This window comes from Clostridioides sp. LIBA-6622 (assembly GCF_056716095.1).
Genome location: NZ_CP196998.1, coordinates 4,030,614 through 4,043,375 on the forward strand (window position 1 = coordinate 4,030,614; position 12,762 = coordinate 4,043,375).

9 protein-coding genes and 3 rRNA genes are annotated in these 12,762 nt (G+C 37.5%); all 12 read right to left on the bottom strand.

Going from position 1 to position 12,762, the window contains the following annotated elements:
• Positions 1-30: 30 nt before the first annotated feature.
• The 12 genes from ACTG47_RS18795 to ACTG47_RS18850 all read right to left on the bottom strand — a co-directional run bounded on the left by ACTG47_RS18795 (position 31) and on the right by ACTG47_RS18850 (position 12,753).
• A complete protein-coding gene (locus ACTG47_RS18795) occupies positions 31-222 on the bottom strand; it encodes a DUF378 domain-containing protein (RefSeq protein ID WP_021386455.1) in 192 nt (63 codons plus the stop codon).
• A gap of 120 nt (positions 223-342) precedes the next feature.
• Positions 343-459 (bottom strand): 5S ribosomal RNA (gene rrf / locus ACTG47_RS18800).
• A gap of 114 nt (positions 460-573) precedes the next feature.
• A 23S ribosomal RNA gene (locus ACTG47_RS18805) occupies positions 574-3,470 on the bottom strand.
• A gap of 240 nt (positions 3,471-3,710) precedes the next feature.
• Positions 3,711-5,213, bottom strand: a 16S ribosomal RNA gene (locus ACTG47_RS18810).
• The 16S, 23S and 5S rRNA genes sit together here, the layout of an rRNA operon.
• A 296-nt stretch (positions 5,214-5,509) precedes the next feature.
• Positions 5,510-5,704 carry a hypothetical protein gene (locus ACTG47_RS18815; RefSeq protein WP_021386474.1) on the bottom strand — a complete coding sequence of 65 codons (195 nt, stop codon included), beginning with the start codon at positions 5,702-5,704 and terminating at the stop codon, positions 5,510-5,512.
• 308 nt (positions 5,705-6,012) lie between these two features.
• Complete coding sequence (lysS, locus tag ACTG47_RS18820; protein ID WP_169470139.1) at positions 6,013-7,542, bottom strand: lysine--tRNA ligase; 1,530 nt, start codon at positions 7,540-7,542, stop codon at positions 6,013-6,015.
• Positions 7,543-7,556: 14 nt separating this feature from the next.
• A complete protein-coding gene (gene greA, locus ACTG47_RS18825) occupies positions 7,557-8,036 on the bottom strand; it encodes a transcription elongation factor GreA (RefSeq protein WP_054271987.1) in 480 nt (159 codons plus the stop codon).
• 108 nt (positions 8,037-8,144) lie between these two features.
• Positions 8,145-9,113 (bottom strand): tRNA dihydrouridine synthase DusB, encoded by a 969-nt coding sequence (gene dusB, locus ACTG47_RS18830; RefSeq protein WP_479925671.1) that lies wholly within the window; start codon positions 9,111-9,113, stop codon positions 8,145-8,147.
• Positions 9,114-9,251: 138 nt separating this feature from the next.
• Entirely contained in the window at positions 9,252-10,022 is a 771-nt protein-coding gene (locus ACTG47_RS18835) for a type III pantothenate kinase (protein WP_169470137.1), read from the bottom strand.
• An 18-nt stretch (positions 10,023-10,040) separates the two neighbouring features.
• On the bottom strand, positions 10,041-10,658 hold the full coding sequence (locus tag ACTG47_RS18840) for an ECF transporter S component (protein WP_227832531.1): 618 nt from the start codon (positions 10,656-10,658) through the stop codon (positions 10,041-10,043).
• Between the two features lie 156 nt (positions 10,659-10,814).
• Complete coding sequence (locus ACTG47_RS18845) at positions 10,815-11,783, bottom strand: P1 family peptidase (RefSeq protein ID WP_479925672.1); 969 nt, start codon at positions 11,781-11,783, stop codon at positions 10,815-10,817.
• Positions 11,776-12,753, bottom strand: coding sequence for a biotin--[acetyl-CoA-carboxylase] ligase (locus ACTG47_RS18850; protein ID WP_479925673.1), 978 nt, complete (start codon positions 12,751-12,753; stop codon positions 11,776-11,778). The genes ACTG47_RS18845 and ACTG47_RS18850 overlap by 8 nt, the downstream gene beginning before the upstream one ends.
• Positions 12,754-12,762 lie beyond the last annotated feature (9 nt).

Sequence of the window (12,762 nt, forward strand, 5' to 3'; positions counted from 1 at the left end):
GAGGTATTTAATATAAAAGTATAAATTAAATTATTCTCTATCATCAGACATTAAGCTTGGTATTAAGTATAATCCAGCTAAACCTACAATGAAGTATATTATTCTACTTACCATTTCATATGTTCCACCAAAAATGCTACCTATTAAATCTGTACCTAGGATACCAATTCCTCCCCAGTTAAGAGCACCGATTATAGCTAAAATTAAAGCAACTTTTTTCATTTGTATCACTCCTCAAGAATTAAATTTTTATAATAGTCCATAATTCCTGTGTTTAGTTTCCCCGAAATGAAAAAAGAAATTCATATTTTTTGTCTTTTTTTACAAAAAATAAAAAAGATTACGTGGCTACGTCCTACTCTCCCAGGCAGTTTCCCACCAAGTACCATCAGCGCTAGAGAGCTTAACTTCTGTGTTCGGAATGGGAACAGGTGTATCCTCTCTGCTATTGTAACCACATAATCTTTATGCTTAATATCTCTATTAAGTTTTTAGAATCTAGTAATACTAGTTTCTTTAGAGTTAACACTCTAAAAACTGCACATATATTTTACTGAATGGACATCAAATAATTTGGTCAAGTCCTCGACCTATTAGTATCGATAAGCTAAATACATTGCTGCACTTACACCTTCGACCTATCAACCAGATAGTCTTTCTGGGGTCTTACCCTTGCGGTGGGAAATCTTATCTTGAAGTCGGCTTCGCGCTTAGATGCTTTCAGCGCTTATCCATTCCGTACATAGCTACCCAGCCATGCCCTTGGCAGAACAACTGGTACACCAGAGGTACGTCCATCCCGGTCCTCTCGTACTAAGGACAGGTCTTCTCAAATTTCCTACGCCTGCGACGGATAGGGACCGAACTGTCTCACGACGTTCTGAACCCAGCTCGCGTACCACTTTAATGGGCGAACAGCCCAACCCTTGGGACCTACTACAGCCCCAGGATGTGATGAGCCGACATCGAGGTGCCAAACCTCCCCGTCGATGTGGACTCTTGGGGGAGATAAGCCTGTTATCCCCAGGGTAGCTTTTATCCGTTGAGCGATGGCCCTTCCACGCAGAACCACCGGATCACTAAGTCCGATTTTCATCCTTGCTCGACCTGTATGTCTTGCAATCAAGCTCTCTTTTGCCTTTACACTCTACGTACGATTTCCGACCGTACTGAGAGAACCTTTGAGCGCCTCCGTTACCTTTTGGGAGGCGACCGCCCCAGTCAAACTGCCCACCTGACAGTGTCCCAAGACCAGATTCATGGCCTATGGTTAGAGTCCCAGTACTACAAGGGTGGTATCCCAAGGATGGCTCCGCCAAAACTGGCGTCCTGGTTTCAAAGCCTCCCACCTATCCTGTACATGTAGTACCAAGACCCAATGTCAAGCTACAGTAAAGCTCCATGGGGTCTTTCCGTCCTGTCGCAGGTATCCGGCATCTTCACCGGAATTACAATTTCACCGAGTCTGTTGTTGAGACAGTGCCCAAATCGTTACGCCTTTCGTGCGGGTCGGAACTTACCCGACAAGGAATTTCGCTACCTTAGGACCGTTATAGTTACGGCCGCCGTTTACTGGGGCTTAAGTTCACTGCTTCGATTGCTCTAACAGATCCCCTTAACCTTCCAGCACCGGGCAGGCGTCAGCTCCTATACATCGTCTTGCGACTTAGCAGAAACCTATGTTTTTGGTAAACAGTCGCTTGGGCCTATTCTCTGCGGCCACCAGATGGTGGCACCCCTTATCCCTAAGTTACGGGGTCATTTTGCCGAGTTCCTTAACAACAGTTCTCTCGCGGGCCTTAGGATACTCTCCTCACCCACCTGTGTCGGTTTGCGGTACGGGTACCTTTAACCTCGATAGAGACTTTTCTTGACAGTGTGAAATCAGCTACTTCGCTACTAAATTTCGCTCCCCATCACATCCCAGCATTATCAAAGCGGATTTACCTACTCTGACTGCCTCAATGCTTGGGCACACATAACCAACAGTGTGCTTAGCTTATCCTACTGTGTCATCCCATCTCTCAAACGGTTATCGGTAGTACAGGAATATCAACCTGTTGTCCATCACCTACGCCTTTCGGCCTCAGCTTAGGTCCCGACTAACCCAGGGCGGACGAACCTTCCCCTGGAAACCTTGGGTTTACGGCCTGTGGGATTCTCACCCACATCTCGCTACTCATGCCAACATTCTCACTCCCATACTGTCCACATGTCCTTACGGTCATGCTTCAACCCGTATGGGAAGCTCCCCTACCCATCATAATGATGCCGTAGCTTCGGTAGTAAGTTTTAGCCCCGGAAATCTTCGGCGCAGGATCACTCGACCAGTGAGCTATTACGCACTCTTTGAATGAGTGGCTGCTTCTAAGCCAACATCCTGGTTGTCTGTGCAATCCCACATCCTTTACCACTTAACTTACATTTAGGGACCTTAGCTGACGATCTGGGCTGTTGCCCTTTCGACTATGAATCTTATCACCCACAGTCTGACTCCCAAGTATAAGATGACGGCATTCGGAGTTTGATAGTCTTCGGTAGGTGCAATACCCCCTAGGACATTCAGTGCTCTACCTCCGTATCTCTCACCTTGAGGCTAGCCCTAAAGCTATTTCGGGGAGAACCAGCTATCTCCGGGCTCGATTGGAATTTCACCGCTACCCACAAGTCATCCCCGAGCTTTTCAACGCTCGTGGGTTCGGACCTCCACGAAATTTTACTTTCGCTTCATCCTGCTCATGGGTAGGTCGCCCGGTTTCGGGTCTACGTCAAGTAACTGAACGCTCAGTTAAAACTCGCTTTCGCTACGGCTCCACACCTTAAGTGCTTAACCTTGCTACTTAACGTAACTCGTTGGCCCGTTCTACAAAAAGTACGCGGTCACACAAGAAATGTGCTTCCACAGCTTGTAAGTGCAGGGTTTCAGGTTCTATTTCACTCCCCTCCCGGGGTTCTTTTCACCTTTCCCTCACGGTACTATACGCTATCGGTCACTAGGTAGTATTTAGCCTTGGAGGGTGGTCCCTCCTGCTTCCCACAGGGTTTCACGTGTCCCGTGGTACTCTGGATCATATCTAAAGTCTTCTCGTTTAACATACAGGACTATTACCTTCTGTGGTGGGTCTTTCCAAACCTCTTCAATTACGATACCTCTTCGTTATGATATGTCCGCAACCCCAATAAAGAAAACTTTATTGGTTTGGGCTCTTCCGCGTTCGCTCGCCGCTACTTACGGAATCGAATTTCTTTCTCTTCCTTCAGGTACTTAGATGTTTCAGTTCCCTGAGTTCCCCTCATTAAGCTATGAATTCACTTAATGATACTTAGACATTACTCTAAGTGAGTTTCCTCATTCGGAAATCTTCGGATCAAAGTTTACGTGCAACTCCCCGAAGCTTATCGCAGCTTATCGCGTCCTTCATCGGCTCCTAGTGCCAAGGCATCCGCCCTGCACCCTTAATAACTTGACCAGTTAAAAAGGTTTGATAGATTAAAGTCTATCAACTTGATAATTTTAAAAAGTTATCAGCTTTATATATTACAAATTAGATGTCATATCACTAAATATATATGCAATTTTTAAGGTGCTAACGCACATCTTCAACAAACAAACTTCACATTGGTTTAGTTTATCTAGTTGATTCAAGTGCTAATTTTGAGTATTCGTAAAAACGAACCCTCAAAATTAAACAGTAGGCAATTCTCCTTAGAAAGGAGGTGATCCAGCCGCACCTTCCGATACGGCTACCTTGTTACGACTTCACCCCAGTTATTGATTCCACCTTCGACGACTTCTTCCAAAAGGTTAGATAATCGGCTTCGGGCGTCTCCAACTCCCGTGGTGTGACGGGCGGTGTGTACAAGACCCGGGAACGCATTCACCGCAGCATTCTGATCTGCGATTACTAGTAACTCCAGCTTCATGTAGGCGAGTTTCAGCCTACAATCCGAACTGAGAGTAGCTTTAAGGGATTAGCTCCACCTTACGGCTTGGCAACCCTCTGTACTACCCATTGTAGCACGTGTGTAGCCCTAAGCATAAGGGGCATGATGATTTGACGTCATCCCCACCTTCCTCCAGGTTATCCCTGGCAGTCTCTCTAGAGTGCCCAACTTAATGATGGCAACTAAAGACAAGGGTTGCGCTCGTTGCGGGACTTAACCCAACATCTCACGACACGAGCTGACGACAACCATGCACCACCTGTCACCAATGTCCCCGAAGGGAACTCTCCGATTAAGGAGATGTCATTGGGATGTCAAGCTTAGGTAAGGTTCTTCGCGTTGCTTCGAATTAAACCACATGCTCCGCTACTTGTGCGGGTCCCCGTCAATTCCTTTGAGTTTCACTCTTGCGAGCGTACTTCCCAGGCGGAGTACTTAATGCGTTAGCTGCGGCACCGAGGGGGGTAACCCCCGACACCTAGTACTCATCGTTTACAGCGTGGACTACCAGGGTATCTAATCCTGTTTGCTCCCCACGCTTTCGTGCCTCAGCGTCAGTTACAGTCCAGAGAGCCGCCTTCGCAACTGGTGTTCCTCCTAATATCTACGCATTTCACCGCTACACTAGGAATTCCACTCTCCTCTCCTGCACTCAAGTCTCCCAGTTTCAAGAGCTTACTACGGTTGAGCCGTAGCCTTTCACTCCTGACTTGAAAGACCGCCTACGCACCCTTTACGCCCAGTAAATCCGGATAACGCTAGCCCCCTACGTATTACCGCGGCTGCTGGCACGTAGTTAGCCGGGGCTTCCTCCTCAAGTACCGTCATTATCTTCCTTGAGGACAGAGTTTTACGACCCGAAGGCCTTCATCACTCACGCGGCGTTGCTGCATCAGGCTTTCGCCCATTGTGCAATATTCCCCACTGCTGCCTCCCGTAGGAGTTTGGACCGTGTCTCAGTTCCAATGTGGCCGATCACCCTCTCAGGTCGGCTACTGATCGTCGCCTTGGTAAGCCGTTACCTTACCAACTAGCTAATCAGACGCGGGTCCATCCTGTACTGGCTCACCTTTGATATTTAAGAGATGCCTCTCAAATATGTTATCCCGTATTAGCATACCTTTCGGTATGTTATCCGTGTGTACAGGGTAGGTTACCCACGCGTTACTCACCCGTCCGCCGCTCTTTACCGAAGTAAATCGCTCAACTTGCATGTGTTAGGCACGCCGCCAGCGTTCATCCTGAGCCAGGATCAAACTCTCAAATAAAAGTTTATCAGGCTCAGATACTATTGTTATCAAAATATCTGGCTTTATGGTTTGTTTCTTGTTTTATAAATTAACCTACTGTTTAATTTTCAAAGTTCATTTTTCATGTTTGCCCTTTTCTTAAGGACAAGTAATACTATATCATCTTAAAAATATTTCGTCAACACTTTTTCAATATTTTTTTATTTTTTTATTTTTAAAAAGGTTATAGCTCTTTGTTTTTTTTAATAAATTTAATTAAAACTAATAGATATAACCCTTGATATTACAAGTAATGCCTGCATATATAGTTTTACCTATTTTGCAATTTTATTTTCATAAGAATATGAATTAGCTCTGACTCTATCTGCCCAAACATTTATACTCTTAACCTTATTAACCTTAGTTGTACCTTCAAAGATATCCATTGCATCTTTACAAAAATATACCATAACATCAAGAACTAAGAATCCAACACAAAATAAACATAAAAAATCAATTACTTGAAACATCAGACATTCCCCCAATAATTTTTTATATATAGTATTCTCAGAAATTATTCCTTTTACCTTCTCAAAAATTATTCTAAATATTTTCATAATAAATTACTTTCAATCATATTTTCCAAATATAGAATCTCAATCAACAAAAATTAATATCATTTTCTAATATTTGTTGGTAATTTATAAATTAAATATCTAAAAAATTATTTGTAACATATAAAAAGCATTCTACATTGACATTTTAAATAAAATAAAGCTATTTATTGCTAATTTAGCAGCTATACTTAATTTAAAACTTAGTAGAATGCTTATATTTTTTAGTTCTCTTCTTCTTTATTTGGATTATTATCAATAGGTTTCATAGTAGGGAATAATAATACATCTCTTATAGATGGAGAATTAGTTAATAACATAATTACTCTATCTATACCTATTCCTAACCCTCCTGTAGGAGGTAAACCTACCTCTAATGCTTTTAAGAAATCTTCATCCATTTCAAAAGCTTCATCATCACCTAATTCTCTTTTTCTCAATTGGTCCATGAATCTTCCCTTTTGATCAATTGGGTCATTAAGTTCAGAAAACGCATTAGCTAATTCCCATTTATTAGCAAATGCTTCAAATCTATCAGTTCTTCTTGGGTCTTCATTGTTTCTCTTAGATAATGGAGATACTTCAACTGGATGATGAGTTATAAATGTTGGTTGGATTAATTTATCTTCCCCAAACTCTTCAAATAAAGCATTTATTACTTCTCCTCTTCTCATTCCAGGTTTTATTTCTATGCCTTTTTCTTTAGCAACTTCTAACGCTTCTTCGTCTGTATCTATAGTAGAAAAGTCTATCCCAGAATATTCTTTAACACACTCTTCCATGCTCATTCTTTTCCAAGGAGGCGTAAAGTTTATTTCTGTTCCTTGATAGTTAATTATCATACTTCCTGTAGCAACTTCTGCCATATGTGCAATAACATTTTCTGTTATTTCCATCATATCAGTATAATCAGCATATGCTTGATATAATTCTATTGCAGTATATTCAGGATTATGTTTTAAATCCATACCTTCATTTCTAAACATTCTTCCCATTTCATAAACTTTATCAAACCCACCAACAATAAGTCTCTTTAAATATAGCTCATTAGCTATTCTTAAATACATTGGTATATGTAAAGTATTATGATTAGTTATAAATGGTCTAGCATTTGCTCCACCTGCTATAGTATTTAATATTGGAGTCTCAACTTCTAAAAATCCTCTATCATCTAAATATGTTCTCAATGCTTTTAGTGCTTTTGTTCTAGTTAAAAAAGCATTTTTTACTTCTGGGTTTACTATTAAGTCAACATATCTTTGTCTATATCTTAATTCTTGGTCTTTTAATCCATGGTATTTTTCTGGTAGTACTTGTAAAGATTTACATAGTAATACTACGGATTTAGCCTTTACAGATATCTCACCTCTTTTAGTTCTAAATATTTCCCCTTCAATTCCAACTATATCTCCAATATCATATGTTGAAAATACACTATACTCTTCTTCCCCTATAGCATCTAGTCTTACATAAGATTGAATTCTTCCTTCTTGGTCTTGAATATCTATAAAACCAGCCTTACCTTGTATTCTCTTGCTCATTATACGTCCTGCTATTTTTGTAGTTTCACCTTCAAGAGAATCAAAGTTATCTTTTATCTCAGTAGAATAATGAGTTCTATCATATCTACTTTCTTTAAAAGGATCTCTATTTGATTCTTGTAATTTTTTTAGTTTATCTCTTCTTACTTGAAGTACTTCACTAAGGTCTTCTTGAATTTGTGCTTCTTCATTGCTTTGTTGATTATTTTTCATTTTTTTCCTCCAGATTATCTTCTTATTTCTAATATTTCAAACTTAGCAACTCCATCAGGAACTTGCACTTCTACAATCTCTTTTACAGCTCTACCTAAAAGTGCTTTTCCTACAGGAGATTCGTTTGATATTTTACCATCATATGGGTCTGCTTCTGTCGAACCAACTATAGTATATTCAACATCTTCATCAAATTCTAAATCCTTAACTTTAACTATTGAGCCTATTGTAACAACATTAAGGTCTATTTTGCTTTCATCTATGATAACAGCTTTTCTAACCATATTTTCTAATTTTAAAATTCTTTCTTCAACTTGTGCTTGTTCCTTTTTAGCTTCATCATACTCAGCATTTTCAGATAAATCACCAAAAGATATAGCAACCTTTATTCTCTCTGCAACTTCTTTTCTCTTTACAACCTTTAAGTTTTCTAATTCTTCTTCTAATTTATCATATCCCTCTTGTGTCAATAAAAACTCTTTATTTTCTTCCATTATAAATACAACTCCTTCACAGATTTCTTAGGAATTTTCCTAATTATATTTTAAAAATTTTATAATCTTTTTTTAATTTATGCGCTATATTATAAGTCACTATTATTTTTATGTCAAGGAGTCTTCCATATAGTACTCCAATTTCGACACAACTTCTTGATAGTCTTCTATTTTGTTAATTTCGTCCCTTAGTCTTGCAGAATTTCTAAGTCCTTTTAAATACCAAGCGATGTGTTTTCTCATTTCCCTTACAGCTACATACTCTCCATGTTCTTCTACTGCAAGTTTTAAATGCTTAATGGCAGTACTTATTTTTTCGTTAAGAGTTGGCTCTGGCAAAATCTCACCTGTGTTCATATAATGGTTTATTCTTTTGAATATCCATGGGTTCCCTTGAGCACCCCTACCTATCATTATAGCATCACAACCAGTTTTGTCTAACATATTTATTGAATCTTCTATTGTAAATACATCTCCATTTCCTATAACAGGTATGCTTAAATTTTTCTTAATTTCTGCAATTATATTCCAATCGGCTTTACCTGTATAAAATTGTTCTCTAGTTCTTCCATGTATTGCTAAAGCACTTATTCCACAAGCTTGCGCTATCTTTGCTATTTCAACAGCATTTACACTATTGTCATCCCACCCTTTTCTTATTTTTAAAGTTACTGGCTTTTTTGAATTCTTCACCACTGCCTTTAATACCTTCTCAGCAAGCTTAGGATTTTTCATAAGTGCCGACCCATCTCCATTTTTGACTACTTTTGGAGCTGGGCATCCCATATTTATATCGAGAATCTCATTTGAATAATCATTCATTATCTCTGCTGCTCTTCCCATAAAATCTGGCTCTGAACCAAATATCTGAACAGCTACTGGATGTTCTTCCTCTTCTATTTTAAGCATTTTTTTAGTATTTTCATCATCATAACAAAGCGCCTTACCATTTATCATTTCTGTATATAAAAGTCCACAACCTTGTTCTTTACAAATTAATCTAAATGGTAGGTCTGTTACTCCTGCCATAGGTGATAGAAAAACTTTATTTTTCAATTCTAAATTTCCTATTTTCATTGCTTTTCTCCTATTTTTTTCCTTTATTCTATGATTTAAGTTTAAATCCTATATTTCCTCATTATAATATACCACATAAAGCTAGGAAACTATCATAAAAAGGGAATTGGATATATAACCCAATTCCCTGTATATTAATTATTCTTGGTTTTTTTCATATATTATTCTCAATCCTTCTAGTGTTAAAAAACCATCTACATAATCTATACTTTTTGTCTCTGAAGCAATCAGTTTAGCTAATCCACCTGTAGCTATAACTTTAACATCATCACAATTTAATTCTTTCTTCATCATGTTTATTATTTTATCCACTAAACCAACATATCCATAAATTATTCCAGATTGCATAGCTGATACAGTACTTTTACAAATAGTCATACCTGGTTTAGTTAATTCTACCCTGGGTAATTTAGACGCACTTTGAAATAAAGCTTCACTAGATATTTTTATTCCTGGTGCTATCGTTCCACCTAGATATTCACCTTTTTCAGAGATAGCGCAAAACGTAGTTGCTGTTCCAAAGTCAACAAGTATACTTGGTGCCCCATACTTTTCTATGCCTGCTACAGCATTGACTATTCTGTCTGCGCCAACTTGCTTTGGATTATCATATTTTATATTTAGACCTGTTTTTATGCCTGGACCTACTATCAATGGATGTTTTTTACAGTATTTTATACAAAAGTTTTCAAGAGAATGCATGACATTTGGTACTACAGATGATATTATCACATCATTAATAGAACTTATATCCACATTATCATACTCAAATAAACTACTTATCAGGATTCCATATTCATCAGATGTTTTTTCTCTATCTGTTTTGATTCTCCAATAATTAACTAATTTATCACCTTTATATATACCTAAAACCATATTAGTATTTCCAACATCAAATACTAGAAGCATATGTCATTAACCTTCTTTCTATTTTTTGCTTTTCTTAAGTACAGTGGCAACGGCAGCTACTACTAAAGCTCCTACTATTGCTTCTGGTACTCCATTTGCTGCGGCAAGAGCCATTATTACTTTTCCTGCTGAACCACTTTGACCCATTGCATGAAGATATTTGTCAGCATATAAGACATATATCATTCCTAAAACTCCAGCTGTATTTAACAAGGAACCTATAGCTCCTGTAATTAAACCAGATATGTATACCTTATTTGTAGCCTTAATTATTAGCTGATATACATAATAAGCCAATATACCTATCATAACTCTTGGTAATATTGAAACTAACGGATTTATAAAAACAAAGGATGTTATGGTTGGATTTATTATAGCATTTAAGAGACTTGATACTCCAAATATAAATCCTATCGCACCCCCAACTATTGGCCCTTCTATAATAGCTCCAATAATAACTGGTATATGCATTATAGTTGCTTTTGTAGGTCCAACTGGAATAAATCCCAATGGAGTCATAGATAGCATAATAGAAATAGCTGATAGTACTCCTATTATAGTCATTTTTCTTACATTTACTTTTCTTACTGATGCACTTGTGTTCATCATAAAAAATACACCTCCGTTCCAGCTCATAACGATGCCGGACTACTTAATTTTTTCGTTTTTTGGTCTTTTTTCTTATATTTCTGAGTCAAGCTACCATTCTAGGATGCCCGCTCTAACAAGAATAATTTTATCAAGATGAGTTGCTATTGTCAACAATTTGACAAGAAAAATATGCTAATTTCATCATATTTCTCGTTTTTTTACTATATCTTTATACGCTATTATATTTTCTACACTATCCGCTTTTTTTACTGCATTTATTATACTTTTTTCCACAGCCTCTACAGCTAATGAACCTAATAATGTTATATCTGCTTCTATTTCTCCTGTTGATATTGTGAATATTGTATCTCCATCATGAGGTGTGTGAATAGGAAAAATAGCTTTAGCATATCCATCATGTCCCATTTGAGATATCTTTTTACATTCAGCTTTAGTTAGCTTAGCATTTGTTGCAATTACCCCAATTGTAGTATTATCTATACTAAATCCACCCTTACTTTCACCTTGTTTCATTAACTTATAGGTATCAATGGTTTCTGTCTTTTTATCATTTAAAGCGCCTGCTATAACTTCACCATTTTCATAAACATCTCCAAGAGCATTTACAGCAACCAATGCAGATACAATTAAACCACTATCCAATTTTATGGAATAACTACCTATACCACCTTTCATGGCATATTCCTGACCTCTTATCTTTCCAACAGTAGCTCCACATCCTGCTCCATGATTTCCTTGATTTAAAATATCCTTACTTGCGACTTCACAAGCTTTATAACCCATTTGTAAATCTGGTCTACACTTAAAATTTCCTGCTCCTAAATCAAATAACACCGCTCCAACAACTATAGGTACTTTTCCAACGCCAACATCAAATCCAATTCCTTTTTCCTCTAAGAATCTACTTACACCACAAGTAGATTCAAGACCATATGCTGAGCCTCCAGCTAAAACGACTGCATGAACTTTTTGAACCATATTTACAGGGTCCAATAAATCGGTCTCTCTAGTCCCTGGAGCAGAACCTCTTACATCAACACCACAAGTAGCTCCCTCTTCACATATTACTACTGTACATCCAGTAAGACCTTCTGTATCCTCCACTTGCCCAACCTTTAGACCTTCTACATCCAAAATATTATTATACATATCCTTTTTCTCCTCTTATAGAAACTTCACCTGAAATGATTTCTTTTACATTTCCATCACTACTTTGAACTAGCAGATTTCCATCCTCATTTATGTCTAAACATTTCACTAATTCCTTATCAGTACCTTTTAATACATATATATTTTTATCTATAATTGCAGAATAATCTCTACATACTTTTAAAGTTTTTTCTTTAGAATTATTCACGATATAATCTAAATATAATTTTTCAAATTCAGTCAATACATTTCTAACAATATCTACTCTAGATAATTTATATCCCTCTTTATACAGTGATGTAGCTTTCTCGGCTATTTCTGGTTCAAAATCCATTATCTTAACATTTATTCCAATTCCAAGGACAACATAGTTTGTTCTTTCAATCTCAGCAGATAACTCTGTTAATATACCACATATTTTCTTACCATTTAAAATAACATCATTTGGCCATTTTATTAAAGTGTTTGCTCCTAAATTATTTAAAGCCTTCGTTACACTTGCTCCTGCTATTAAAGTTATAAAGGGCGCCTTAAATGGCTCCATATCTGGTTTCAAAATAATACTCATCCAAACTCCCTCATGAGGTTTGGAATCCCATGTTCTACCCAATCTACCTTTTCCCATATCCTGATGTTCACTTAAAATCACAGTTCCATCTATATTATTTGTAGCTATTCTTTTCGCATATTCATTAGTTGAATCTATAGTTTCAAGGTGTACGATATTCTTTCCAATAAACTCCGTATCTAATTTATAGTAAATATTCTGTGGACTTAATAAATCAGTTGGGTTTTCTGATAATCTATAACCTTTCTTATTTACAGACTCTATATTATATCCTTCTTCTTTTAGGGCTTTCATATGTTTCCATATAGCTGCACGTGATACCCCTAATTGTTTTGATAATTCTTCTCCTGAAATAAATTCAGATTTATTATTTAATATAATTTCTATTATCTTATCTCGCATATTTCACCT

Bases quoted from the DNA above. Each gene is read 5' to 3' on its own strand.
- ACTG47_RS18795 (WP_021386455.1), bottom strand. From the start codon at position 222: ATGAAAAAAGTTGCTTTAATTTTAGCTATAATCGGTGCTCTTAACTGG.
- ACTG47_RS18815 (WP_021386474.1), bottom strand. From the start codon at position 5,704: ATGTTTCAAGTAATTGATTTTTTATGTTTATTTTGTGTTGGATTCTTA.
- lysS (WP_169470139.1), bottom strand. From the start codon at position 7,542: ATGAAAAATAATCAACAAAGCAATGAAGAAGCACAAATTCAAGAAGAC.
- greA (WP_054271987.1), bottom strand. From the start codon at position 8,036: ATGGAAGAAAATAAAGAGTTTTTATTGACACAAGAGGGATATGATAAA.
- dusB (WP_479925671.1), bottom strand. From the start codon at position 9,113: ATGAAAATAGGAAATTTAGAATTGAAAAATAAAGTTTTTCTATCACCT.
- ACTG47_RS18835 (WP_169470137.1), bottom strand. From the start codon at position 10,022: ATGCTTCTAGTATTTGATGTTGGAAATACTAATATGGTTTTAGGTATA.
- ACTG47_RS18840 (WP_227832531.1), bottom strand. From the start codon at position 10,658: ATGAGCTGGAACGGAGGTGTATTTTTTATGATGAACACAAGTGCATCA.
- ACTG47_RS18845 (WP_479925672.1), bottom strand. From the start codon at position 11,783: ATGTATAATAATATTTTGGATGTAGAAGGTCTAAAGGTTGGGCAAGTG.
- ACTG47_RS18850 (WP_479925673.1), bottom strand. From the start codon at position 12,753: ATGCGAGATAAGATAATAGAAATTATATTAAATAATAAATCTGAATTT.